We start from the raw sequence: 24,900 nt of genomic DNA, 5'->3' as shown, positions 1-24,900 counted from the left end.
CCTCTCCTATCCCGGAAATTCGTTTTCCACCTCTTTTAGGGTATTTACAAACTGTTCTCCAAATATATAGCTTTTATTGTTCTTTATGTATCGTTTTGCAACAGTTATACAAAAACGTTCTGCACGTAATCTTGCACTTTCATTTTCTATGGAAGTAATGTCCTTAACATGTGCCATACCTACGATACGCCTGCATAGTTCAAGCCCTGCTACTGCTGCAGTGTCATGTATTACCTGACTTAAATACCACTCGGCAAAGCCAGGGGTTTTTGCCAGAATTTCTTTGGCTTCTTCCTTCCATACTTTCAGGAATTTTGCTTTGAATTTATCAATAATTTCACAAATGGTATTCTCAACCCAATTCTTGAAGTTAATACACTTCTCCTCATTTTCCATAGTAGCATCTGCATTTATCCAGGCAAATATCATATTTGCGATTATGTTACCAATGTCATAACCCATAGGCCCATAAAATGCAAATTCAGGATCTATTACCTTTGTTGAATTTTCATTTACAAATATAGAACCGGTGTGCAAGTCACCGTGAATTAAAGCTTGTGCGTTTGTAAGAAATTCAAACTTTAATTTTGCAACCTCTAGTTTTAGCTCATTATCGCTATAAAGCTCTTTTTTTACCCAAGCAAGGTTTGGTGGAAATACATCATTACGATGCTTATAATCATTAAATGGCTCGGTGTACACCAAATCCTCTGTTATTTCGCAAAGTTCCGGGTTTGTATAGCTTTTAACAAGTGATTTTTTTTCCTGATGGTTTAAAAAGACATCTGATGTTAAGAGTAAAGTATTGACCATAAATGTTGTGATATGTTCCGCAAAATTGGGAAAAATCTTATGTTGAAGAAGTGCTTGTCTCATGATTGTATACTCGGACAGGTCCTCCATAGAACAGCAGCTCATAATATCGTCATATTTATATACTACCGGTACAAGGCCCGGTGCTAAATCGCCCTGAAATCTAAGCGTTTCTGCCTCAATTCTGTTACGATCAGGGGAAAGCTTGAAATCGTCAGAAATTCTTGCAGTATAACCCGCTTGTTTTATTATCACTGATTTATTAGATTTTTTGTCCCATACCCGAAATACATAATTCAGATTTCCATCACCTATTTCTTTGCTGTCAAGTTCCGAATCGCAGCAAAATATACTGAGCTTTTCCGCTGCATAATCAGCTGCATCCGATGGACTCATTAAAAAATACTTATCAAATTTCGACATATGTAATTTTCTCCTTTTGAAAAAAGTAAGATAAAGTAATGCCTTTACTAAATTTTACCACATTCTGATAATTAGTGTAAAGGCGACAACATTTTCTTTATGCAATTTACAAGATATTCATTATCTTCTTTTGATTTTACGGCAATCCTGAAATATGTTTCATCCAGTCCTTTATAATTGCCACAGGAGCGTATCAATATGCCAAATTTTTCGAGTTCATTGGGAAGTGATTTTATCTCTGTTCTGAATAAAATATAATTTGCTTGTGAATTTACAACTTCAAATCCAAGCTTTATAAGGCTATTTTCCAAAAATATTCTGTTATATTTAATTAGTTCTCTTGTTCGGTTAACATAATCTATTTCTTTAAGTGCAGCAACCCCACACTTCTGAGCAGCTACAGACACATTCCAAGGCTGACCTGCCCTGTGCAACCCTTCTATGACATTTGCATCTGAACATATTCCGTATCCTAAGCGGATTCCAGCCATTGCATATATTTTTGTAAATGCTTTCAGGACAATTATATTTTTATAAGTGTCAAGACTGTCCATAACACTATAATCCTGTGGAATATCCAAAAAATCCATAAAACATTCGTCAACTACCAGAATGGTCTTTGTTGACTTACATTTATCAGCGATTTTCAGAACCGTTTCCTTATCTGCTAAAACACCTGTGGGATTATTGGGGTTGCATAAAAACATAAGACTGATATCAGAAGTTATTTTATCAAGTATATCAATATCAATCTTAAAATTCTTTTCCTTCAGCAGATAATAATACTTAACATCGCTGCCAAGTAGTTTTACCGCCTCCTCATACTCGGAAAATGTAGGTGCGGTAAGAAGTACTTTCTCCGGCCTTATAGCAGAAGCAATTCTATATACTACATCAGCTGCTCCGTTGCCACAGAATATATACTCTTCAGGTACCTTTACATAAGCAGAGATTTCCTTTTTCAATTCTCTGCATAAGGGATCAGGATAGTTACAAAAATCATCGATGCCATTGACGATGGCCTTTTTTACACCATCCGGTAACCCTAAAGGATTAATATTGGCAGAAAAATCAATCAGCTTTAAATTTTCCGGTAAATTTCTTTTACTATAAATATCTCCCCCATGAACAAGCTTTTTCATTAATCCCTCCTGATAAAAATCATATAAATAAAATAATTAACCTGAATCCGCATAGAATAACAAATGCTATAAATGCGGTTGTGTACATGAGCTTATTGGTTGTTTTTATATCATCTGTTTTTATATTTCTGTTACTATCGCCAATGGTTTTTTTCTTTACAAGCTTTCCAAAGTAATACGCATCTCCGGCCAACTGTACATTCAGTGCTCCTGCACATACAGCTTCTGTCTTTGCACTGTTGGGACTGGAATGATTCCTTTTATCCCTCTTGTATATCCTGAGTGCATTTTTATAGTCCAATCCACAGACAAAACTAGCCGCTATCATCATATATGCAGATAGAACGGCAGGGATAAAATTCAAAACATCGTCAAACCTTGCTGCAAACCTGCCAAAATAAAGGTACCTGTCATTCTTGTAACCTATCATTGAATCCATTGTATTAAAAGCCTTGTATAAAAAGCCGAGAGGTGCACCGCCAATCACCAGAAATATTAAAGGTGCAATTACTCCATCGGATGTATTTTCAGCAACCGTTTCAACCGCAGCTTTGGTTATCCCCTCGTCAGTCAGGTTTTGAGTATCACGTCCTACTATCCATGATAAATACTTCCTTGCGTTTGTCAGGTCATGGTTTTTGAGATGATAATAAACCCTCATACTCTCGGTCTTCAAGCTTTTTGTTGCAAGAATCTGATAACAGAACAGGGATGCAACAGCCACTTCAACATATGTACTTAACCTGCTTAGAAAATACAATAGCAAAAACGGTATAATGAATGAAAACACCGTAATTATTATGGCAAGAACGGCTCCTGCCATAAACTCACCTTTTTGTGATTTTGGAAATACCTTTCTTAGCAGATTCTCACCCTTTGAAATAAACCACCCCATCTGTCTTATGGGATGAGGCAGCCATGGGGGGTCACCAAAAATCAGATCCAGTATAAAGCCAATGGCAACTTCAATTATTATTTTCATATAGCCTCCTATTGATTTATATCTCTCGGAGAAGCCATATACAGCAAGGCATTAACTATTGCAGCTGCCACGTTACTTCCACCCTTACGGCCTCTGGCTACTATAAAAGGAATATTTTGCTTCATTATCAATTCCTTTGATTCAACAACGTTTACAAAACCTACTGGAACACCAATTATGAGTTTAGGCTCAACCTTACCTTCATTTATCAGGCTATTAAGCTCAATTAATGCGGTAGGTGCATTTCCAACTACTATAACAAGAGGTTTTTCTATCTCGGCAGCCTTTCTCATGGATATGGCGGCTCTGGTTGTTCCCTCTGCCAAAGCCTTCTCCGCCACATCCGTATGGGACATAAAGCACATGACCTCACAGGCGCAGCGTGCAGCAGCAGCCTTATTTATTCCTGCCATGGCCATTTGAGTATCTGTGACAATACAAGCACCTGCTTTTAAGATTTCCACAGATTTTTCAATGACACCCTCTGAAAACACCAGATTGTCTGCGTATTCAAAATCAGCAGTGGTGTGAATGACTCTCTTTATTACAGGCTCACAATACTTGTCAAGTACCCGGTCTCCCAGCTCACGGCCGATAATCTCAAAGCTCTTATTTTCTATTTCCATTGGTCTCATTACTTCCATATCAGATTCCTTCCTCAATAACTTTGTAAATATATTTCATATCAAGAGATTCTCTTAAAGCGTCAGCCAACAGGTCATACTGCTTTTCCTTATATTCCTTAAAATTAAAGGAAGTATGTTTCTCATATTCAAGACCTTTTTCCTTCATCAATGCCGCTGCAATCTCTGAAAGTATTTCATCACTGTCAAAAACTCCGTGGACATATGTGCCGTAAATATTCCCGTTTTGCATACCGTCAGGCTTTTCATTTCCATTGATTTCAGTCAGATTGCTAAGAGATGAATCACCTTCGTTTCCTGCCTCAGAAGCAGTATAACCCATATGTATTTCATAGCCTTCAAATGTTTTTCCCCTAAGGCCCTTAAATATCCCTCCCACTTCATCAAAAACACCTGTAACTCTTGTACGTGTTTTTTCTTTTTCAAATACAGTGCTGGATTTTAACAGACCCATACCCTTCATTTCCCCACCATGTTCAACACCATACGGGTCACTGAGATTTTCACACAACATCTGGTAACCTCCGCATATTCCGAATACAGGCTTATTTTTTGCTGCGTGCTTGTGAATACACACTTCCAGTCCGTTTTCTCTCATCCATTTCAAATCGCCCATGGTATTCTTACTGCCCGGAATAATTATCAAATCAGGGTTTCCCAACTCATTGACACCTGATACATATCTTACGCTTGTACATTCAATATGCTCAAGTGCATTAAAGTCAGTAAAATTGGAAATCCTGGGAAGTTTGATTACGGCAATATCTATAAGTCCTAACGACCCCTGTTTGGAAAATCTTTCAGAGAGGCTGTCTTCATCGTCTATATCAACCTGAAGATATGGTACAACACCAACAACCGGAACATGTATAATATCACAAAGCATATCAAGGCCCGGTTTTAAAATTTCTACATCTCCTCTGAATTTATTGATTATTGTTCCCTTGACATGTTTCCTCTCATCTTCATCAAACAGCATAACTGTTCCGTACAAAGATGCAAAAACACCTCCCCTGTCTATATCCCCTGCAATTAGTACAGGAGCTTTCAACATCTTTGCCAGTCCCATGTTTACAAAATCATCCCGCTTTAAATTTATCTCTGCAGGACTGCCTGCACCTTCAATAACTATAATATCATTTTCCTCTGAAAGGCTTTCATAAGCCCTTTTTATATGGGGCAGCAGATTATGCTTGTATGCATAATACTCTGTTGCAGTCATGTTTCCTATTGGTTGTCCCCCCAAAATCACCTGTGAACCCTTTTCACTTGTAGGCTTTAGTAAAATGGGATTCATTCTTACGTCAGGAGCCTTTCCTGCCGCTTCGGCCTGTACTACCTGAGCCCGCCCCATTTCTGAGCCGTCAGCCGTAATATATGAGTTCAGGGCCATGTTCTGTGATTTAAAAGGTGCCACTCTATAGCCATCCTGTGCAAATATACGGCACAATCCGGCTGTCAGCAAGCTCTTGCCCGCATTTGACATTGTTCCCTGAATCATAATTGGTTTTGCCATAGAAATCATCTCCTAAGTGTGTTTACTAAAATTACAGCATTTTTGCAAAAACCCTTCCGCAAACTTCGTATTTCCATAGAAATGTATGTGAGGATAGCCTGCAAACAGTGTATCTGATGCAAAAATGCACTCCCATTTTCTTTTGCCATCCGGCTTTACTGACTCAAAGCTGTTCCCGTTGTTGTCACTGTCACTGTAATGAAATTCGTGAGCGTTAATACTCTCACCTTTCTTACAGAACAGATTGTCCTCTTTCGCTATAAGAGTTGCATAACCGAATCGGGACAGCCTCTCACTCATTATGCTGTTTCCGTCAAGAAGCCCGGTCATGGAATATTTGTTGTTTAGCTTATCTGAGATTGATTGCTGAAGATACATAAAGCCTCCGCACTCCGCATATGTCGGCAACCCCTTTGAAACGGTCTCCTTTATGCTCTTTAGCATGGTTTTATTCCCACTTAATTTTTCTGCATACAATTCGGGATAGCCGCCTCCCAATATTAGTCCGTGTATATTGTCAGGTAATCTTTTATCTTCAAGGGGTGAAAAATATGTAAGCTCCGCTCCCATTTCCCTCAGCAGCTCAAGGCTGTCCTCATAGTAGAAGCAAAATGCCCTGTCCTTTGCCACGGCAATATTACAGCTATATTTTTCCTCAACGGAAACAGGGTCATATTCCATAGTTCCGGCTGTTTGTGCCAACCTCACAAGCCCATCAATATCAATGAACTCCTCTGCATTTTTTGCCATTATATTCAGCTTTTTTCGGATATCTTTTATTTCATCCGCTGTGACAAGTCCCAGATGTCTGCTTTCAATGACAGCCTCCGGCATAGACGGTAAAAAACCCAGTACCCTGATTCCGGTCTTTTCCTCTATCATTGGCTTGTACATCTGATAAAGTCCGGGTGAAACGGAATTTATAATAACACCCTTAATATTATTTTCAGTCATAAAATCCCTGAATCCGTTTATTACTGCCGATATGGAAAGAGCCATTCCCTTGGGGTCAACCACCAATACTACAGGTGTCCTTGTAAGGCAGCTAATGGAATAAGACGAATGACTACCATCATTTCCCAGTCCATCATAAAATCCCATAACCCCTTCTATAACAGAAATATCATTTCCAAAAGAATTTTTGTCCAGAAGATACTTCAGGTTATTTTCTCCCAAGAGAAATGTGTCCAGATTCCGGGACTTGATACCTGTTATTTCAGTGTGAAACATTGGGTCGATGTAATCAGGCCCGCACTTGAAAGCAGAGGTTCTAATCCCCCTGTTGACCAATGCATTTAGTATTCCGCAGGTAACCGTAGTTTTACCGCATCCGCTTCCTGTTCCTGCTATCATAATTCTGGCAGTTTTGCACGTCATGATTGTAACCACCCCCCTAAAGGATTTTATCCTCTTTATGTGCTTTTTTGCCTGTAATAATATATACCGGGTTATTTGCATTCATCATATGGTATCTGCCAACCTTTTTGGAAACAGACGAATTAATACATACCACTTCTGTTTCAAAGCCATTTTCTTCGAATGAATTAATGGCACCATTGAGACTTTCGATTGTAATTGTATTGGCTACAATATGTATCCTGGGATTTATCGCCATGAGCCCACCGACTATTTCAGCCATATTGCCACTGCTCCCACCTATAAATGCTCTGTCAGGTACTGGAAGTTCTGCAAATATATCCGGTGCAGTTCCTGAAACTACCTTGACATTATATGCACCAAGCTTCACTCTATTTTTGCATATTAGCTCCAGAGCCTCAGGATTCTTTTCTATGGCATAAACACTGCCGTCAAAGGCCCTTCTTGCCATTTCAACTGCAACCGAGCCGGTTCCTGCTCCAATATCAAACACAATATCACAGGGTTCAACTGCCAGCTTTGCAAGAGTGATGGCACGTACTTCTTCCTTTGTCATTGGAACCTTTCCACGTTCAAAATCTTCGTCGCTGAGTGGAATATGGTAGTTAACATAATTTGGATTTTCCAGCAGCATAACTGCTAGATTATCAAAGGTATACCCGGCTAATTCTTTCACCGTTCCACTTACTATCCGTTCCTCCGGCATTGACAAATTTTCTCCGACGATTGCTTTTATTTCTGCCAAACCATTGTCTGACAGACTTTTGCATATTGTATGTGCTTTATTTTCCCCTCCGGTAAGCACGAACACCTTTGAATTGTATGATATTGGCCCCAGTACGTTTTCGTCCCGTCCGTGGAGGCTGACAACCTTTATTTTTTCATAACTGTTTCCAGTTTTTGAACAAAAATATTGAAGGCTACTTATACCACATACCACTTCAATATCAAATTTATCCTCCAGTTTTTCTGACAAGCTTCCTGCAATACTAAAAAACCCGGTATCTCCTGAAACCAGCAATACTATATTCTGACCTTCAGAAGCCTCAATCAACTTTGGTATTTCTGTTACAGGACACTCTATAACCTTCCTTCGGGTATCCGATAAAAATCTGTACGCAGTACTGTATATGACATCACAGCTTTCCATCAGTTTCAAGGCTCTCTGAGTCAGAAAATCCTCCGAGCCTGTTCCTGCACCGATTATATACAATTTCTTTTTCATAATGCCTCTCTGATTCGGTCTGCCAGAACATCTGCAAGTCTTGGGTCAGCTCCCAGGGTATTTCCTAAAGTCACTTTAATCCCGGGATGTTTTTCAAGGTATTCCTTTATCTCTCCGGGTATATCCTCTCTGATATGTATTCCTTCAAAAAGAAAATACGGTACTACTGTTATATCATCAGCACCCTTTTCAATAAGCATATCAAGTCCCTTTTCCAGATTTATGTCACAGAATTCCATATATGCGGTCTCAATCAAAACTTCTGGGAGCTGCACTTTTGTCATATCTGTTACCTTATGCAAAGTTTCCAGAGTTTCCTTTTCACGGCTTCCATGAGCAAGAATCAGTATTGCCTTCATAATAGTTCCTCCGTTAAAGCTATATTTTCAACTAAGCTTTCTTCAGCAGCTTTTAAGGTAGTATCAATATCCTCATAAGAATGTACGGTACTTACGAACATTGCCTCAAACTGCGATGGTGCCAGATAAATTCCTTTGCTTAGCATACTCTTAAAAATGGCAGCATAATGCTTGGTATTGCTTTGTTTAGCCTCCTGATAGTTGGTAACCGGGTTTTGAGAGAAAAACATACAAAGCAAAGAGCCAACTCTGTTCAATGTAACTGGCACCTTATATTTCTGTATTATTTTTTCCAGTCCATTTCCTAAAACTTCAGCCTTTTTATTTATGTCCTCATATATTTCAGGCTTGCTTTTCAAAATCTCAAGCTGTGAAAGTCCTGCTGCCATTGCAACCGGATTCCCGGAAAGTGTTCCCGCCTGATAAACACCTCCGCAGGGTGCCACATGTTCCATTATTTCTTTTCTTCCTGCGTAAGCACCCACCGGCATACCACCGCCTATTATTTTTCCGAAGGTCACAATATCCGCATCAACTCCCAAATACTCCTGCGCTCCTCCTGCCCCAAGGCGAAAGCCTGTAATAACCTCGTCAAAAATAAGCAATGCTGAGTTTTGACGGCAAATACATGCCAACTCTTTCAAAAAACCTTCTTGCGGAGGAATAACTCCCATATTTGCTGCAACAGGCTCTATAATTACAGCTGCTATTTGATTCTTATTTTCTTCGAATAACCGTTCAACACTGGAAATATTATTGTAAACAGCAGTTAATGTATCTCCCGCTACGTTCCGTGGTACTCCCAGACTGTCAGGGACTCCGGCAGTCAGTACACCTGAGCCTGCCTTTACAAGCATACTGTCACTGTGTCCGTGGTAGCAGCCCTCAAACTTAATAATCTTGTCCCTCTTTGTAAAGCCCCTTGCCAGCCGAATAGCACTCATAACCGCTTCTGTTCCGCTGTTCACCATTCTGACCATTTCAACTCCGGGCACCATGGAAACTATCATCTCTGCTATTTGTACCTCGGCTTCAACAGGTGCTCCAAAGCTAAGTCCGTTATACATTACCTTTTCAACATTTTTCAGTATAAGTTCATTGCTATGGCCTAAAATCATAGGCCCCCATGAACAGACGTAGTCGATATACTCTCTTTCCTCCACATCATAAATCTTTGAACCTTTTGCACGGCTTATGAATAAAGGGTTTGAGTCCACGGCACGAAATGCTCTTACCGGGCTGTTAACACCACCCGGAATTACTTTCTTTGCTCTTTCAAATAAATCTGAACTTGATTTCATCCTATATCCCCTTTCTTAATTGCTTGGGAAATTTCTCCGGCAAAATAGGTTATAAGTATATCTGCACCGGCCCTGAAAATGCTGACTGTACTTTCACACATTACACCGTATTCATCAATCAGTCCTTGAGCAGCGGCAGCCTTAATCATGGCATATTCACCGCTTACACTGTAGGCTGCCAGAGGCAACTGAGTTTTTTCCCTGACTTCCTTTATAACATCCAGATACGATAGTGCAGGCTTAACCATCAATATATCCGCACCTTCTTCAACATCAAGAAGTGCTTCCTTTATAGCTTCACGTCTGTTATGATAATCCATCTGATAGCTTTTGCGGTCTCCGAATGCAGGCGCCGAGCCTGCAGCCTCACGGAATGGCCCGTAAAATGACGAGGCATATTTTACGGCATATGACATGACAGGAATGTCTGTAAATCCGTTCTTGTCCAGAGCCGTTCTAAGTGCATATATCCTGCCGTCCATCATATCCGACGGAGCTACCATGTCCGCTCCTGCCCTTGCATGGGACAAAGCTATCTTTTCAAGATAGGGTAGTGTTCTATCATTATCGACCCTCTCGCCCTCCAAAATTCCGCAGTGACCGTGAGATGTGTATTCACACATGCAAATATCCGTTATTACCTGCATCTGGGGATACCTCTGCTTTATTTCACGTATCCCCTGCTGCAATACTCCGTTTTCATTGTATGCTTCAGAGCCTTTTTCATCCTTTTGCTCCGGGAGTCCAAAAAGCAGTACTGATTTAACATCTGCTTTTAGCGCATTTTCAATTGCTTCCCCTACCATATCGGGGCTATAATGATACTGTCCGGGCAGAGAGCTGATTTCCTTCTTTATATTTTTACCCTCTATTATAAAAAGAGGCTGAATGAGTGAATCAGTTGACAGTCTGGTTTCCCTGACTGTTTTTCGTAGCACTTCATTGGTTCTCAATCTTCTTGGTCTGTTAGTCATAAATAATGCCGCCTCCTATTTCCAATAGCTTATCTATCATTGAGTCAATTGTTGATTTTTCAGCTACTACATATCTCAGTTTATACTTTTTAGCCGCTTCCGCCGTCTGATTTCCGATGCAAACAGCTGTCAGACTTTCCAAAGAGATATCTTTCATAGATGCTATAAATCCCTCTACTGTTGATGCACTTGTAAAAGTTATGTATTTAAGTTCACCATCCACTATCAGTTTCCTGACCTCATCACTGTTTTCATTTATATAATTTGTATAGTACAAGGGAACCCTGTCAAATTTGATATTATTGCTTTTAAAAATGTTAACAATGTCGTCGCTTGCTATTGCTGCATCACAAATCAGAACCTTTTCATTTTCTCCAACAAGCTTTGCAATTCCCAGTGCAAGATGACTACCGTCAAAGATTTCAGGAGTAAAATCAGAAATCAGCCCTACTTCCTTTAAAGCTTTAGCTGTCTGACTTCCAACCGTACCAATTTTAATATTTGCAAGAACTCTTGCATCAAGTCCTTTTGAATTTAAGTAATCAAAAAATATCTGTATACCGTTTTTACTGGTAAATAAAATCCAGCCGTATTCATTGAGATTTTCACAAGTACGGTAAAGTTTTTCATTATGTGGTATAGGTACCACCTCTATACAAGGATACTCTACAGGCTCCGCACCCAGTTGACGAAGCTTTTCCACAAGTGTACCCGAAGATGCCTTAGGTCTTGTAACAAGTATTTTTGCACCGAAGAGGGGTCTCTTCATAAACCAATTGAATTTATCAGAAAGAGTGCAAACCTTTCCTACAGCAATAATGGCAGGAGATTTTATTCCCAACTCCATAGCCTGTTGTTCTAATGTACCAACAGTAGCTACCAGTTTTCTCTGGTTTGGCCTTGTTCCGTTCTCTACTATGGCAGCAGGCATGTCCTTATCCATACCCGCATTAATAAGTCCCTTCATCAGATATGATAGTGAGGATAATCCCATGAGAAAAACCAGAGTTCCATTTAATTCCTTTAATTCACTAAATGGAATAGAAAGCTGACCTCCCTCTCTGGCATGCCCGGTAATAATATGCAACGAAGAACAAAAATCTCTGTGGGTAGCCGGTATCCCTCCGTAGCACAGTGCTGCCACTGCCGAAGTTACTCCTGGAACAACCTCAAAGGGAATATTATTTTCATACAGGAGTTCAAGTTCTTCTCCTCCCCTGCCAAATACGAAAGGATCTCCTCCTTTAAGCCTTATAACGTCATTTCCTTCCAGTGACTTTTTTAGGAGTATCTGGTTAATTTCTTCCTGTTTAACAGGGTGGAATTTATTCTCTTTTCCCACATCTATCTTTTCTGCCTTAGATGGAATCATTTTAATAATTTCTTCCGATACCAGTCGGTCATACACTACCACATCAGCCTGGGAGAGAAGTTCCGCTCCCCTTAATGTAATAAGCCCCTTATCTCCCGGTCCTGCACCAACTAAGGCCACAAATCCATGTTTCATAACCTTTACCTCCACGCTTAAATCATCCTGCAGCTTTCCATCTTTTTTACCAGTTCATAGCCTAATTCCACAGGAAGATGCCTGCTTCCCGAAACAAATTCCTTCCTTGACTCTCCGGTAGTTTCATTGCAGTACAAGCCCTTTAGAATAATTTCACTTCCCTTTATGGTTGCATAAGCCGCTATTGGGGTGCTGCAGCCTCCGTTCATTTCTCGTACGAAGGTTCTTTCTGCCAGTGAAATACAAAGGGATTCCTCACTATGGAACAGCTTCAGAAAATCAAAGTTCTCTCCGGCTCTGCCCTGTACTGCTATAATGCCCTGACTTGCCGCAGGAAGAATTTCATCAATTGAAAAATATCTGCTGATACGACTTTCAAGACCAAGTCTCTTAATGCCGGCAGCAGCAAGTACTATGGCTGAAAACTCACCGCTGTCAAGTTTTTTAAGCCGGGTTTGCACATTTCCTCGGATTGGGGCTGTTTTACAACCCGGAAACAATTCTTTCAGCTGGAGTTGCCTTCTCAGACTTGAACTTCCTATAGGTTCTTCATTTTCACCATTTTGAGGCAAAATAAAGGCATCTCTGGGGTCTTCACGCTTTGACAGGGCTACCACAGGCAGTTCCGGGTTATCTTCCAGAGGCATATCCTTATAACTGTGTACGGTGATATCCACCTCATTATTGTACAGTGCATTATCCAATTCCTTGACGAAAAGGCCCTTTCCTCCCACTTTATCAAGAGTCTTGTCCAGAATCCTGTCTCCGGTAGTTTTCATTGTAATCAATTCCAGCTCTATATCAGGGTCATATTCTCTGATTGCAGCCATTACCAGCTCTGATTGTATAATTGCAAGCTTGCTGTCCCTGCTGCCTATTCTGATTTTTTTCATATCAAATACCATTGCCTTTCCTTTAAACGATGAAATCCTCAATACATAGCTTGTCCTATTTGTCGTATCCTTTCAGCTACCGTTCTTACAAGGCTGTGATTATCTCCGTTCTTCGAAACCAGCCCCCCAACTATACCATCAAATTCGAATATTGCAGGAAAGTAAAAGCTGCACTCTTCTCTGCAATCCGCTATACTCATTTGGATACCCTGTTCCTTGGCATCCAGATATACCTTATGGTTAGTCTCTCTGTCATCTGTAGCGGCAACAGCCAGAAACTTATTTTGAATGTCCAGTTGTTCATAATATCCTTCTCTGTAATTAAACAGCTTACGATTTAACATTTCTTGAAGCTCCGGGGTAAGCTTTGGAGATACCAGATAAATATCTGCTCCGAAATTAAGGAGTGTTTTTACTCTTCGGGCTGCAATCTCTCCACCTCCCGCAACAAGAACCTTTTTCCCCGTCAATTCAATAAACAGAGGAAATCTTCCATATTGAGGCTGGTTATATAAACCAAGTCTATTCATAATTACTGTTTTTAAATGAGATATTGTAATTCCGTCACTTTCAGCTTTACGGGATATAAGAACTACTGTCACTCCAAGGGCTTCAGCCGCAGATATTTTTTCTTGGAAGCCTCCTGCTGAGCCTGTGTCCTTGGTTACAAGGTATTTTGCCTTTGTCTGCTTTAAAGTGGCAATATTCATTTCATATGAAAAAGGCCCCTGCATACATATAAGGTTTTTACCTTTAAAGCCCAGCTTTGTGCACTTATCTACAACCTCAGTGGTAGGAAGTACCCTTGCAAATATTCTGGTACCATAGTCTGAAACACCTGTAAAGACATCCAGTTCCTTGCTGCCTGTAGTAAGAAGAATATTGCATCCTACTGTATTCAAATACTTTACTGCTTCGTGAGTGTTATTTACTTCTATTACTTTGCCGGCTGCTATTGACGGTCTCAGCAGCCGTATATATTCTACGCCTGCGCTGTTGCATGCAGACTTAATATTTTTAGTTACGAGTTCTGCATATGGATGGGTCGCATCAATCACAAATGAATAATCTGCAACCATTTGGGCTATCTGTTCTTCCGATAGCCTTCCTGTTCTTACCTCTATCCGACTGTTAGCTGGCATAACCATATTTCCGTATTCGGTTGCAACGCAGGCAGTAACGGATACTCCTTTATCTGCAAGGAATTGTGATATTTCTCTGCCTTCAGTTGTTCCTGAAAAAACAAGCACCTTCATATGTAAACTGTTTTCCGCCTTTCAATGATTTCATATACCTTTGTAGCCTCTTGAAGTTACAAGTCGGTTATTTATTACCCGGGTATTTTTGTTTCCAATAATAACTGTTGTAAACATGTCCACCTGCTCTTGGGCTAATTCCCCCAGAGTCAATATTTTTGATGTCTGCCCCTCACGTCCTATATTGCGTACATATCCGCAGGGAGTATCCTTATCTGCCACCGACAAAATTATCTCGCAAGCCTTTTTGAGATAATCACTACGCTTTTTACTGGATGGGTTGTATATACAGATTGTAAAGCCCGCTTCAGCCGCAAGTCTCAACCTGTTTTCAATAACCTCCCAGGGCGTCAGAAGATCACTTAAGGATATGACAGCAAAATCATGTGTCAACGGAGCTCCAAGTACTGCTGCAGCAGACGAAGCCGCCGTGATACCCGGTATAACTTCAACCTGTATAGTAGTTGTTTCATATTCCGCCAGCACCTCATATATCAGACCTGCCATACCGTAAATTCCTGCATCCCCCGAGGATATCACCGCCACTTTTTTTCCTGCCATAGCGGCTTCTACAGCAAATTTACATCTGTCAACCTCTCTTTTCATTGGAGTCGTTAATATCTCCTTTTCAGATAACAGATGCCTTATTAAATCAATATAAACGTCATATCCCACCACCAGCTGACTTTCCTCAATAGCCCTGATTGCCTTTCCCGTAAGTTGGCAATCCTCTCCCGGCCCTATGCCCACAACGTATAGTTTCAAGTTAACCTCCTTCAACTTCTAATAATTTACATTTATCCTGTTCATGTTGTTTACCAGTCTTGCTTCCCTATGGTAATTTTGCCACTTTTCAAACTGTAAAAAATAGTGGTGTATTATCTCCTTTATTTCACTTACTTCCTTTTGATTAAGTACTGAAAAATCGGTGTAGAACCTGTCCAGATTATAGCTTGCAACTCCGGGAATTTGTGAAATGCCCGGCTCAATATCCCTGGGCAGTGCCAAATCAACAAATAGCTCAGGCCTTCTTTCAAGTTTTTCAACCATATCATAATTTATGGTGAAGTGAGGACTTGTAGTTGCACTTATAACTACATCAGAGTTGGAAAGAAATCCGTCCCTTTCATCGTATGAAATTGTGCGGCAGCCAATAGGAACAATTATGTCTCCGTGTTTATACTTTCTGAGTGTGATTGTTACATTTGACCCCAGTTCAATAAGCTTTTTACAGCATAACCGCCCTATTTCACCATTACCGATTACAAGAACCCTTTTGTCAGCGAAACAGTATTTTTTTGACAATTCTGTTATTGCCCTTTCTGCCGCCGAAGTAGGAACTGCCTTTATTTTAATTTCCGTTTTAGCTTTCTTTGCCGCTGTAATACTGAGCCTGAACATGGTCTCCAAGGTTGAATCAATGGTTTTCTCCTCCCGGGCTACAGTAGCCGCATTTTTCACCTGAGTAATTATCTGATCCTCGAAAAGCACCATTGACTGAAGTCCGCAAGCTACTTCCATCAGATGGAATATTGACTCTGAATCATATCTTATATTAAATAAAGGCATTAACAATTTATGCTCTTCCACCCCGGACAACTGGCACAAAAGCAGGGCAGGATTCAGATTCTCAATGTTCTCCCCCGAAATATAAAGTTCGGTTCTGTTGCAGGTACACAGGAGTACGGCTCCTGAAACACCTTCCGTTGCTTTTATCCTTCCAAGTATTTCTCTGATTCTTGTGGATGTATAGCTGAATCTTTCCCGGACATCAATAGCAGCTGTTTTATAGTCCAAAATTGCTGATATAATAGTCAAAATCTGCATCTCCAATCTTTTTTTGATAATGCCGCTGTTATTCCGTCCCAACTGCATTTTGGAACTACAAGCCTTCCATTGTTGGCCTTAACTGCCGCCCGTTCACAAACATTGTCAACCCCGGTAATCTCTTTTACAAAATCCGATTTTGAAAAATCCCCGGGGAGCTCTGCAAGCTCATTTGCAGAATATGTATGAAAAGGAATTTTCCAATCAGCACTCAAAGAACGTATTGCATTTTCATCACTTTTTAAATCAATAGAAGCTATAGCCTCTATTGCATGGGGTGAAATCCCGTTTATATCAAGAACGAAATTTACAAAATTCAAAAGTTCAGCATACCCTGTATTTTTTCTGCAGCCAATGCCCAAAGCATATTGTCGGGGCATAAGATGCAATGTCTGTGAAAAAATCGGCTTGAAGCTGTCTGATATGCAAATTCCTACTTTTGTACTGTCTGATATAATCACATTATCAGGCAGACTGCCTTCAACCGGATAATCGGAATGAACTCCGACCTGTTCCCCGTTTAATATTTCAGCTGACACCTTTTTAATCATATCAATATTCATTATATTGCAGCCTGAATTTACTGCCCATGAATCAACTGCAAACTTCCCATTTATATCTGTTGCCGTTGTAATCACCGCTTGTGCGTCCATTAATTTTGCAATAATCTTTGCTAATTCGTTTGCCCCACCTATATGACCTGACAGAATGGGAATAACATACTTGCCTCTTTCATCAATAACCAGTACTGCAGGGTCACAGTCCTTGGAGCTTATAAACGGGGCAATTGCCCTGACAGCAATCCCGGCAGCCCCTATAAAAACTATAGCGTCACTTACGCCAAACGCTTTCCGGGTAAACTCATCCAAGCTGTCTTCCAAAGCTCCGGCTCCGTTAATCTGATACTTACTGTATCCCTCAACATCATATCCCTGCCTGTTGAGTTTTTGTTGCAGATTTAGGCAAAGCATACCGCCCTGTTTTGTAAATGCAGCTAAAGTTATCTTCATATTACTTGACTGCCTCTCTGAATTCGTGAGAAAAGGCAGGGTCATATAGCTTTGACCTTGAATACCCGGCGCCAAGGAAATCTCCTACAAGTATCAAAGCAGTCTTGTTGATGTTATTTTCTTTTGCTGCTGTATAAAGCTCTCCTACGCATGTCCGTACAATTTTTTCGTCGGGCCAGGTTGCCTTATATACAATGGCTGCCGGTGTATTAGCTTCATACCCTCCGGCTATAAGCCTACGGCTCAATTCCTCCAATAATGAGGAACTCAGGAACAGTGCCATTGATGATTTATGTGTGGCAAGATTTGATATTTCTTCTCTTTCCGGAACAGGGGTGCGTCCCTCCATTCTGGTGAGTATCAAAGTCTGGCTTACATCAGGCAGTGTGTATTCTGCTTTTAATGCAGCCGCCGCACCGCAAAAGGAGCTGACTCCCGGAACTACGGTATATTCAATCCCCCGTTCTGTAAGCATATCCATCTGCTCACGAATTGCACCATATATACTGGGATCGCCGGTATGCAGTCTTACGGTATTTTTTTTCTCTCTTTCTCCACGTTCCATAACAGCTATCACTTGTTCCAATGTCATTTCCGCACTATTAAATATTTCACATGTTTTTTTTGTGTAATCAAGCAAGCCCGGATTCACCAGTGAGCCTGCATAAATAACAATATCAGCTGTCTCCAGCAGCGTTTTTCCCCTCACCGTAATCAGGTCAATGGCTCCGGGCCCTGCTCCAATAAATGTCACCATACTTATTTATCCTTTACTATTATAATTGAAAAGTAGCTTGAATCATCAGATACCTCATCAAGACTTTTGTAAACTCTCTGACTTTCCATACCGCAGCATTCTACCATCCGGGAATACTGATACAGCCCCTTCCTCTTCAAAACAGCCTTTATATCAGTTAGACTTTTTCCGCTTTTCATCAGTATTTTTGTACCCTTTAATTCCAGAAGTTCTTCAGTCTCCCCGTAGGATGCAGGTATAATGTGCAGAGCCTCCCCCCTGTCACACAAAGAAATATTCAGTGCACCCGCAGACGCACAAAAGGAGGTAACCCCGGGTATTGTCCGGGTAATATAACCCTTATTATCCATAATCCGCTGAATGTTCATATAGGTAGAATAAATTGTGGGATCACCTAATGTAATGAAGGCTACATTATTACCTTTTAGCAATTCTTGCTCTATCAACCTGCAGCTTATGCCATGACTTTTTTCAAGTAAATCCGTATCTCTTGTCATGGGCATAGGACAATAAACCACCTCCTTGTCCTTTATGTATTCCCCAACAACTTTCATAGCAGTTTTTTCACCTTTTGTATCGGGTACAGCTATTACATCTGCCATTTGCAGAACTTCAACCGCCTGAAGCGTCAACATTTTGGGATCTCCCGGCCCTACACCAACTCCGTATAAAACTCCGCTCATATATTTACCCCTTATCTGATTCCTTACACAGTTCTTTAATAATGTCTTTAGCACCTGAGGTCTGATAAAAGACTCTGTCTTTCAGTTGTCTGTTCAAATCGGTAAACATTACAACCTCTATACCGGATTTAAAGTTTGCCCTATGATTAAGGTGAAATTTTATTTTTTCAAGAATACTCATATTAACAACTTCCTCAAGGCCTTCCTCTCGTAGTATGCCGTTTATTTCATCCGTAGTCATAGCCTGCATTATTTTTCTTATACACTCTTTGGAAGCTCCAGAAAGTGCTGAATGGGCAGCAAATATTTCACATCTGCAATCTGCAGTCCTTGAATGAGTATTCATAATACCGCCGGCAATTTTGCACAGTTTACCTGCATGTCCTATAAGTAAAATATTTTTGATATTTTTATAAACTGCATAATCAATAGTTTCGCCTATATAATTGGAGCACTTTAAACCACTGTCTATGTCCAATCCGAATCTTTTCAGTGCAAAATCCCTTCCAAAGTTACCGGAGGTTACAAGAAAATATTCGATGTTTTGAGCAGTTCTTACATCTATCTCCTTATGAATAGTTTCTATTAAAGCCTTTTCGCTCATAGGCTCAACTATCCCGGTAGTCCCCAGTATTGATATTCCACCTGTTATTCCAAGACGTGGGTTAAAGGTTTTTTTTGCAATTTCTTCTCCGTCTTCTGCTGAAATTACAACGGAAAAGCCTCCTTTATACCCGAATGTATCGGATACCTCTCTTAACACCTCATGTATCATCTGCCTGGGTACGGGATTTATGGCTGCCTCACCAACTGCGCATTGCAGTCCTGCTTTTGTAACCCGTCCAATACCACTGCCACCTTCAATCAATATTTCTTTTTCCAGTTTTTTAACCTTTGCAAAAATTTTGATACCATTTGTAACATCTGGATCGTCCCCTGCATCTTTTTTTACGGAACAACTGACCCATTCCTTCTGTTTTAAAATATCACCGATTTGCAAAGTTAATCGGATACCCTTTGGAGCAGTAATTATAACCTCATCAATTGTTGTATTTCCTAAAAGCATTAACGTACATGCCTTTACTGCTGCTGCTGCACAGCTTCCGGTTGTGTATCCGCACTTCAGCCTCTTCCCGTTTTTTACGATAAATTCACCCATACGTTTACCCTGCACCGTTCATCAGACTTAAAATTGATGCCCTTGCTTCAGATATTGTAGCTGCTGTCCTGTCAACATCCAGCTTGTCCCGTTGGCTTAATATTTCCATCAGGTGTGCCATTCTCGGAAGCCTTAATGAGTGTTCCCTTAGAATGCCGGGCTTTGAAAGTACTTCTCTCACATTTCCTCCCAATACCACTTTCCCATGGTCCATGATATATACATCATCGCAATATATAGGAACGATATCCATTTCATGTGTTGCCAATATAACCGATACTCCCGTTTCTTCTTTTATCTTTGTCAACAGATTGAGAATTTCGCTTGCCCCTTTTGAGTCAAGCCCCGCAGTTGGTTCATCCAGAATAATCACATCAGGCTCCATAGCTAAAACCCCAGCTATGGCAACTCTTTTTTTCTGTCCGAAGCTTAATGCATGTGTAGGTTTGTCTACATATTCTCCAATCCCGGTTTGAACAACCGCCTTTTCAACCCTTTCCCTGACTTCCTCAACACCTAGTCCAAGATTTATAGCCCCAAAGGAAATATCCTTTTTAACACTTGAAGAAAACAATTGATCATTTGGGTCCTGAAACACGATACCAACCCTTTTTCTCATTTCAGTTATACCTTTTTTGTTGTATTCCACTTCTTTGCCCTCAAAAAAAACTTTTCCGCTGTCAGGTGTTAAAACACCGTTAAGGTTCAAAAACAGTGTTGACTTTCCTGCACCATTGCCCCCCAAAAATGCTGTAGTTTTGCCCTTTTTTATTGATATACTGACGTTCTCCAGAGCTTGGTGTTCGCCGTCATATGAATAACTCAGATTATTAGTTTCAATTATGTACAATAGAACTACCCCCTACAATAAAAACCTTTCTGCAAGTCCTGCACTTAAAAGCAACAGACATAACAGGATTGCAAGCATATACATCTTTTTACCGTGTATGTATTCTTCATCCAGCGTAACAAATTGTCCGCTGTAGCCTCTGGATTCAAGAGCTGCATAAACCCTGTCGGAACGGTTGTATGCACGTATGAACAGCATACTTATCAATTCACTCGTTGATCTTAAAGAAGTTCTGAAATTACAGTTACCCAACCTTGAATTTTTTGCTATGTTCATTCTCCCTACTTCATCCAACAACACAAATATATATCTGTATATCAGCTCCATAAGTGTAACAATAACAGCCGGGATTTTTGTTCGTCTCAGAACCTGAAACAAGTCAGTCATTGGAGTACTCAAAGACAGGCAATACATACAGCTTACTCCCCCCAGTGCTTTGAGTACTAGTTTTAAACTATTTGTAAGAGTTCCCCAGTCAATACCGTAAGCATATTTACCGATTTTAACCCCCAGTAAATAAATATGATTTAAATCAAAACGGTTTATCAGTATTGTTATTGTTCCAACCATTAAGAAGCCAAAGGGAATAAAAAGCAATTTTAAATATACTGAAAGCTTAATTTTTCCGGCACCTACCGTAGTCACTGCCATGACAATTATGGTTACCAAACTTACGACAAATGAGTTAAGGGATATGCACAATAATAAAGGTAACATTGTATATACTAATTTTGCTTTCGGACTGATACAAGCAAGTTTAGAAGCATATGCATATTTATCTATCAATATCATGTATCTGCTCCAGATTTTACTTTAACGGAAGTCATTCTTCCAAGTATAAAACCCACTACTCCTGCACCGATTGCAGCTTGCAATGCAAAAAGCAGTGACTCTATTTCGCCGCTTTTAGGTACAAGCAGGGATTCAAACCATGGCTTGTAGTCCGGGTCTATTTTAGCTATCTGTTCTTCTGCCAGACCATCTGAGCCGGAAAATTCAGCATTCTTTATCAAAATGGGCGGTGTAGCAAGAATTATAATTACCGTTACAATCAGAATTAAATTCTTTTTCCATAATATCATGGTATTCTCTCCTTTAATAAATTGCCGACAGTGCCTTTAGCTCTTTGGCACTGTATTTTGCAAGAACATTGTAAATGACCACTGTAAGCAGTCCTTCGCAAACAGCAAGAGGAACTTGGGTGAAAGCAAAAATACTTATAAACTTCCCAAGAGAGACTATAAATCCACCCGTAACATCAGGATGGGCCATGGCAAGCTCCACAGAAGTTGTCACATATGTTATCAAATCTCCGAAAAATGCTGCAAAAAATACTGCGAGCCCAGCTTTTGCACCCAATCTTTTAGATAGCTTGAACACTCCGAAAGAAATCAAAGGCCCTGCTATAGCCATTGAAAATATATTAGCTCCTAGGGTTGTAATACCTCCATGTGCCAGTAAAATAGCCTGAAACAATAAAATTATAGCTCCTATAACAGACATAGCGGTTGGCCCGAACAAAACAGCACCCAGTCCCACTCCTGTGGGATGTGAACAGCTTCCGGTAACTGACGGCATCTTGAGTGCGGAAAGTACAAAGGCAAAAGCACCGCACATTGCCAGCAGGGTCAGGTTTTTTGAGGATATCTCTATTTTCTTTTTTATTGAGAAGAATCCCATGACGAGAAATGGCATGCAAAGCATTCCCCAGCTAATACACCAGCCGGGTGCCAGGTATCCTTCCGTAATATGCATTGCAGATGCTTTTGATGGGAAAGAAAAAATGACACACGCTACAATTGAAAGACAAACAATAAAGTTTTTAACCTTTACATTTTTCATATATAATGAACCTCCGAATTAATAATACTTGCCAAAAAAATAAAACCTTCATATTTTTAGCAATAAAGGTTTTATTTGTAAAAAAGAATATATAGTTTTATACCGTTTTTCTCTTTTGACAAACTACACACTTCATACACTGTGAAGTCATAGTAATCTGCATATTTGGCATCTGCAGAAATACTGGCAGGTCTTCCGACTCAGACATCGTTGCAAAGTTCTCGCCTTCCCGGGACTGACACCCAGTGGTATACATAAGCAGAAAAATTCTTGCTTTTGAGAACCGCTCCATCTTACGGCAGCAGGACTGTTCAGGATTTTCACCTGATTCCCTCTTAGTTACTCATAATTTTGAGCAAACCAGTATTATTAATTATTAAATTATTTACATTATATACCATTAAAATTATAACGTCAATTACCCTTTTACTACATATTCTAACAGCTTCCAACAGCAATAGCCAGCTATTCCGTTGTAAAAGGCGAGGCAGGTAAACCCTCACGGTTATATAGGTTGGCATCTATTGGATTATCAGCCCATGCGTACCTTACGTAAACCGGATGGGGAACCTTTTCACTCCAGACTGCCACATCATTACCTGTAAGTTCCGCATCAGCACGGGTAAATATTCTGTCTGCTCCTGCTATAGCAAAAGCTCCCGGCCGTTCTCCCTTTTTAACAGCCAACCCACTTCCTGTATCAGTGAAGGATAATATTATTTTGTTTTTGTCTATTCTGTATGACTGATACATTGGCCCATATGCAACAATGGTTTTGTCCCCATAAACAGCTTTCATGGCTGCAAGTGCCAAGCGAAATCCCACATCCCTTTTATTTACCGGGTGAATATCATTCCATTCCCCAAGGTCAATTGCAACAGCCATTGCAGTACCCGGTACAGAAAGTGTCCTTCGCTGGGCTTCCCTCAACTCCGCCCAGTTGCTTTCCGTAGGTATCTCAGAGGCCTCCATGAAGTTCGGCAACTGAACATACAAAAACGGCAGATTTCCCATTTTCCACTTCTGTCTCCAGTCTGAAATCAATGCCTTTAGGAGATTTTCATATTCTCCGGGATTCTTGGTATTGGATTCACCTTGATACCATACAAAACCTTTGATTGCATAATTTGTAACAGGAACAATCATCCCGTTGTACAAACCTACGGGCCGCCACTGAACAAAGGCCGGTTCAGGCATGGGACTACTTTTTGCACCAATCACATACTGCCATTCGCCGATTAAATCAATAATACTATCTCCGATTTCAAGTTGGTAGGGCTTTTCTTTGTAAAATCCCCCTTTACCGGACGTATTTACTACTCTGAGTAGGATTGTATTTTTACCTTCTTTGAGTAATCCCTCCTGAATACTGTATTTCCTCGGAATATACTGATTTGATGTTGTTCCTGCCTCTATGCCGTTAATATATACAGTATCTTCATCAACAATGTTCCCAAGTACAAGTCTTGCAGGTTTATCTGCAAGAGTGCAGGGAATATGGATTTCCTTTCTGAACCAGACGACACCGTTGAAGTTGCCCAAACCCTCGTCTTCCCAATATGAAGGTACTTTTATATTCTGCCAGGAGGCGGTATTAGTTTCTATTCCCTTATCGTTTTGGTTTAACGCAGAGTACCATGCTTCGGTGGAAGTCTGATCCTCTCTTAACACTTTATCCAGATAATCCCGGTTGCTGAGTTGTTTTGCTGATTCATAATATTCCGGGAACTCCTTTAATGCATTTTCACTGAGCCATGCCTCTGCAGGTGAGCCTCCCAAACTTGCATTAATCAAGCCTATTGGAATATGGTACTTTTCAAACAGCTTTAAGGCAAAGAAATAGCCCGTAGCAGTAAAATCCAAAACGCTTTCAGGGTTGGCCGCCTCCCAACTTCCTGCTTCCATATCAGTTTGAGGTTTTTCGAAGTCGAATTTCACAGGAATACAAAAATGCCTTATATAATTATTGTTGCAACGGGCAATTTCTTCAGTGTATGTATCCTTCAACGAATCCATTTTCATTTCCATATTTGATTGTCCTGAACAAAGCCACACATCGCCCAGAAGAATATTCTTGACAGTTATCTTTTCAGTAGACTCTTCCGACTCAATAACCATATCATACGGCCCACCTGCTTCTGCGGATTCAAGTTTAACAAACCACTCTCCACTTTCATTTGTGGAAGCATAGTAAACTTTGCCCATAAAGCGGACAGTAACAGTTTCTCCCGGTGACGCCCATCCCCAAACCTTTACGTCTGTGTTTCTCTGTAGCACCATGCCGTCGCTGATAATCCGAGGCAATCTTATTTTAGAACGAATATAATCCAATATAATTCCTACTTTCAATACATTATTAT

The 24,900-nt window shown here is 40.3% G+C and carries 24 protein-coding genes and 1 riboswitch; all 24 genes read right to left on the bottom strand.

Annotated elements, in window-relative coordinates; genetic code table 11:
- Positions 1-6 precede the first annotated feature (6 nt).
- The 24 genes from mtnK to CLO1100_RS04600 all read right to left on the bottom strand — a co-directional run bounded on the left by mtnK (position 7) and on the right by CLO1100_RS04600 (position 24,871).
- A complete protein-coding gene (mtnK, locus tag CLO1100_RS04715) occupies positions 7-1,236 on the bottom strand; it encodes an S-methyl-5-thioribose kinase (protein WP_014312607.1) in 1,230 nt (409 codons plus the stop codon).
- 71 nt (positions 1,237-1,307) lie between these two features.
- Entirely contained in the window at positions 1,308-2,378 is a 1,071-nt protein-coding gene (locus CLO1100_RS04710; protein WP_014312606.1) for a histidinol-phosphate transaminase, read from the bottom strand.
- Between the two features lie 19 nt (positions 2,379-2,397).
- Positions 2,398-3,360 carry an adenosylcobinamide-phosphate synthase CbiB gene (cbiB, locus tag CLO1100_RS04705; protein ID WP_014312605.1) on the bottom strand — a complete coding sequence of 321 codons (963 nt, stop codon included), beginning with the start codon at positions 3,358-3,360 and terminating at the stop codon, positions 2,398-2,400.
- Positions 3,361-3,368: 8 nt separating this feature from the next.
- Positions 3,369-4,004: a precorrin-8X methylmutase gene (locus tag CLO1100_RS04700; protein WP_014312604.1), complete on the bottom strand. Its 636-nt coding sequence runs from the start codon at positions 4,002-4,004 to the stop codon at positions 3,369-3,371.
- Between the two features lies 1 nt (position 4,005).
- Positions 4,006-5,520 carry a cobyric acid synthase gene (locus tag CLO1100_RS04695; RefSeq protein WP_014312603.1) on the bottom strand — a complete coding sequence of 505 codons (1,515 nt, stop codon included), beginning with the start codon at positions 5,518-5,520 and terminating at the stop codon, positions 4,006-4,008.
- A 12-nt stretch (positions 5,521-5,532) separates the two neighbouring features.
- Positions 5,533-6,897 carry a cobyrinate a,c-diamide synthase gene (locus CLO1100_RS04690; RefSeq protein ID WP_014312602.1) on the bottom strand — a complete coding sequence of 455 codons (1,365 nt, stop codon included), beginning with the start codon at positions 6,895-6,897 and terminating at the stop codon, positions 5,533-5,535.
- A gap of 16 nt (positions 6,898-6,913) precedes the next feature.
- Positions 6,914-8,122 carry a bifunctional cobalt-precorrin-7 (C(5))-methyltransferase/cobalt-precorrin-6B (C(15))-methyltransferase gene (locus CLO1100_RS04685; RefSeq protein WP_014312601.1) on the bottom strand — a complete coding sequence of 403 codons (1,209 nt, stop codon included), beginning with the start codon at positions 8,120-8,122 and terminating at the stop codon, positions 6,914-6,916.
- On the bottom strand, positions 8,119-8,481 hold the full coding sequence (locus tag CLO1100_RS04680; RefSeq protein WP_014312600.1) for a CbiX/SirB N-terminal domain-containing protein: 363 nt from the start codon (positions 8,479-8,481) through the stop codon (positions 8,119-8,121). The genes CLO1100_RS04685 and CLO1100_RS04680 overlap by 4 nt, the downstream gene beginning before the upstream one ends.
- Positions 8,478-9,782, bottom strand: coding sequence for a glutamate-1-semialdehyde 2,1-aminomutase (gene hemL / locus CLO1100_RS04675; RefSeq protein WP_014312599.1), 1,305 nt, complete (start codon positions 9,780-9,782; stop codon positions 8,478-8,480). The genes CLO1100_RS04680 and hemL overlap by 4 nt, the downstream gene beginning before the upstream one ends.
- On the bottom strand, positions 9,779-10,756 hold the full coding sequence (gene hemB / locus CLO1100_RS04670) for a porphobilinogen synthase (protein WP_014312598.1): 978 nt from the start codon (positions 10,754-10,756) through the stop codon (positions 9,779-9,781). Before hemB ends, hemL begins: the two co-directional genes overlap by 4 nt.
- Positions 10,749-12,263: a uroporphyrinogen-III C-methyltransferase gene (gene cobA, locus CLO1100_RS04665; RefSeq protein WP_014312597.1), complete on the bottom strand. Its 1,515-nt coding sequence runs from the start codon at positions 12,261-12,263 to the stop codon at positions 10,749-10,751. Before cobA ends, hemB begins: the two co-directional genes overlap by 8 nt.
- Positions 12,264-12,280: 17 nt before the next feature.
- Entirely contained in the window at positions 12,281-13,156 is an 876-nt protein-coding gene (hemC, locus tag CLO1100_RS04660; protein ID WP_041700373.1) for a hydroxymethylbilane synthase, read from the bottom strand.
- Positions 13,157-13,194: 38 nt separating this feature from the next.
- Positions 13,195-14,412, bottom strand: a complete 1,218-nt coding sequence (cobK, locus tag CLO1100_RS04655; protein WP_014312595.1) for a precorrin-6A reductase — start codon at positions 14,410-14,412, stop codon at positions 13,195-13,197.
- A gap of 30 nt (positions 14,413-14,442) precedes the next feature.
- A complete protein-coding gene (gene cobJ, locus CLO1100_RS04650) occupies positions 14,443-15,177 on the bottom strand; it encodes a precorrin-3B C(17)-methyltransferase (protein WP_014312594.1) in 735 nt (244 codons plus the stop codon).
- A gap of 18 nt (positions 15,178-15,195) precedes the next feature.
- Positions 15,196-16,239: a glutamyl-tRNA reductase gene (gene hemA, locus CLO1100_RS04645; protein WP_242836723.1), complete on the bottom strand. Its 1,044-nt coding sequence runs from the start codon at positions 16,237-16,239 to the stop codon at positions 15,196-15,198.
- Entirely contained in the window at positions 16,227-17,249 is a 1,023-nt protein-coding gene (locus CLO1100_RS04640; RefSeq protein ID WP_014312592.1) for a cobalt-precorrin 5A hydrolase, read from the bottom strand. The genes hemA and CLO1100_RS04640 overlap by 13 nt, the downstream gene beginning before the upstream one ends.
- 1 nt (position 17,250) lies before the next feature.
- Complete coding sequence (gene cobM, locus CLO1100_RS04635; RefSeq protein ID WP_014312591.1) at positions 17,251-18,006, bottom strand: precorrin-4 C(11)-methyltransferase; 756 nt, start codon at positions 18,004-18,006, stop codon at positions 17,251-17,253.
- A 2-nt stretch (positions 18,007-18,008) separates the two neighbouring features.
- Positions 18,009-18,689 (bottom strand): precorrin-2 C(20)-methyltransferase, encoded by a 681-nt coding sequence (gene cobI / locus CLO1100_RS04630; RefSeq protein WP_014312590.1) that lies wholly within the window; start codon positions 18,687-18,689, stop codon positions 18,009-18,011.
- Between the two features lie 4 nt (positions 18,690-18,693).
- A complete protein-coding gene (gene cbiD / locus CLO1100_RS04625; RefSeq protein WP_014312589.1) occupies positions 18,694-19,848 on the bottom strand; it encodes a cobalt-precorrin-5B (C(1))-methyltransferase CbiD in 1,155 nt (384 codons plus the stop codon).
- Positions 19,849-19,852: 4 nt separating this feature from the next.
- Positions 19,853-20,698, bottom strand: a complete 846-nt coding sequence (locus tag CLO1100_RS04620) for an ATP-binding cassette domain-containing protein (protein WP_014312588.1) — start codon at positions 20,696-20,698, stop codon at positions 19,853-19,855.
- A 12-nt stretch (positions 20,699-20,710) separates the two neighbouring features.
- On the bottom strand, positions 20,711-21,490 hold the full coding sequence (gene cbiQ, locus CLO1100_RS04615; protein WP_014312587.1) for a cobalt ECF transporter T component CbiQ: 780 nt from the start codon (positions 21,488-21,490) through the stop codon (positions 20,711-20,713).
- Positions 21,487-21,780, bottom strand: coding sequence for an energy-coupling factor ABC transporter substrate-binding protein (locus CLO1100_RS04610; protein ID WP_014312586.1), 294 nt, complete (start codon positions 21,778-21,780; stop codon positions 21,487-21,489). Before CLO1100_RS04610 ends, cbiQ begins: the two co-directional genes overlap by 4 nt.
- 13 nt (positions 21,781-21,793) lie before the next feature.
- Positions 21,794-22,540, bottom strand: coding sequence for an energy-coupling factor ABC transporter permease (locus tag CLO1100_RS04605; protein ID WP_014312585.1), 747 nt, complete (start codon positions 22,538-22,540; stop codon positions 21,794-21,796).
- 167 nt (positions 22,541-22,707) lie between these two features.
- Positions 22,708-22,920, bottom strand: a riboswitch (cobalamin riboswitch).
- Positions 22,921-23,005: 85 nt separating this feature from the next.
- Complete coding sequence (locus CLO1100_RS04600; protein WP_014312584.1) at positions 23,006-24,871, bottom strand: sialate O-acetylesterase; 1,866 nt, start codon at positions 24,869-24,871, stop codon at positions 23,006-23,008.
- Positions 24,872-24,900: the final 29 nt, after the last annotated feature.

The sequence above is a fragment of the Clostridium sp. BNL1100 genome, assembly GCF_000244875.1.
GTDB lineage: Bacteria > Bacillota > Clostridia > Acetivibrionales > DSM-1351 > Ruminiclostridium.
The sequence above is the reverse complement of the archived record's forward strand: the minus strand, read 5'-3'. Positions and strand labels throughout refer to the sequence as shown.

Bases quoted from the DNA above. Each gene is read 5' to 3' on its own strand.
- CLO1100_RS04685 (WP_014312601.1), bottom strand. From the start codon at position 8,122: ATGAAAAAGAAATTGTATATAATCGGTGCAGGAACAGGCTCGGAGGAT.
- hemL (WP_014312599.1), bottom strand. From the start codon at position 9,782: ATGAAATCAAGTTCAGATTTATTTGAAAGAGCAAAGAAAGTAATTCCG.
- cbiQ (WP_014312587.1), bottom strand. From the start codon at position 21,490: ATGATATTGATAGATAAATATGCATATGCTTCTAAACTTGCTTGTATC.
- cobM (WP_014312591.1), bottom strand. From the start codon at position 18,006: ATGGTGACATTTATTGGAGCAGGGCCCGGAGCCATTGACCTGATTACG.
- cobA (WP_014312597.1), bottom strand. From the start codon at position 12,263: ATGAAACATGGATTTGTGGCCTTAGTTGGTGCAGGACCGGGAGATAAG.
- CLO1100_RS04690 (WP_014312602.1), bottom strand. From the start codon at position 6,897: ATGACGTGCAAAACTGCCAGAATTATGATAGCAGGAACAGGAAGCGGA.
- cbiB (WP_014312605.1), bottom strand. From the start codon at position 3,360: ATGAAAATAATAATTGAAGTTGCCATTGGCTTTATACTGGATCTGATT.
- CLO1100_RS04610 (WP_014312586.1), bottom strand. From the start codon at position 21,780: ATGATATTATGGAAAAAGAATTTAATTCTGATTGTAACGGTAATTATA.
- mtnK (WP_014312607.1), bottom strand. From the start codon at position 1,236: ATGTCGAAATTTGATAAGTATTTTTTAATGAGTCCATCGGATGCAGCT.
- cbiD (WP_014312589.1), bottom strand. From the start codon at position 19,848: ATGGGTGAATTTATCGTAAAAAACGGGAAGAGGCTGAAGTGCGGATAC.
- CLO1100_RS04695 (WP_014312603.1), bottom strand. From the start codon at position 5,520: ATGGCAAAACCAATTATGATTCAGGGAACAATGTCAAATGCGGGCAAG.
- CLO1100_RS04680 (WP_014312600.1), bottom strand. From the start codon at position 8,481: ATGAAGGCAATACTGATTCTTGCTCATGGAAGCCGTGAAAAGGAAACT.
- hemB (WP_014312598.1), bottom strand. From the start codon at position 10,756: ATGACTAACAGACCAAGAAGATTGAGAACCAATGAAGTGCTACGAAAA.
- CLO1100_RS04605 (WP_014312585.1), bottom strand. From the start codon at position 22,540: ATGAAAAATGTAAAGGTTAAAAACTTTATTGTTTGTCTTTCAATTGTA.
- CLO1100_RS04710 (WP_014312606.1), bottom strand. From the start codon at position 2,378: ATGAAAAAGCTTGTTCATGGGGGAGATATTTATAGTAAAAGAAATTTA.
- cobK (WP_014312595.1), bottom strand. From the start codon at position 14,412: ATGAAGGTGCTTGTTTTTTCAGGAACAACTGAAGGCAGAGAAATATCA.
- cobI (WP_014312590.1), bottom strand. From the start codon at position 18,689: ATGAGCGGAGTTTTATACGGAGTTGGTGTAGGGCCGGGAGATCCCAAA.
- CLO1100_RS04700 (WP_014312604.1), bottom strand. From the start codon at position 4,004: ATGGAAGTAATGAGACCAATGGAAATAGAAAATAAGAGCTTTGAGATT.
- hemA (WP_242836723.1), bottom strand. From the start codon at position 16,239: ATGCAGATTTTGACTATTATATCAGCAATTTTGGACTATAAAACAGCT.
- CLO1100_RS04640 (WP_014312592.1), bottom strand. From the start codon at position 17,249: ATGAAGATAACTTTAGCTGCATTTACAAAACAGGGCGGTATGCTTTGC.
- hemC (WP_041700373.1), bottom strand. From the start codon at position 13,156: ATGAAAAAAATCAGAATAGGCAGCAGGGACAGCAAGCTTGCAATTATA.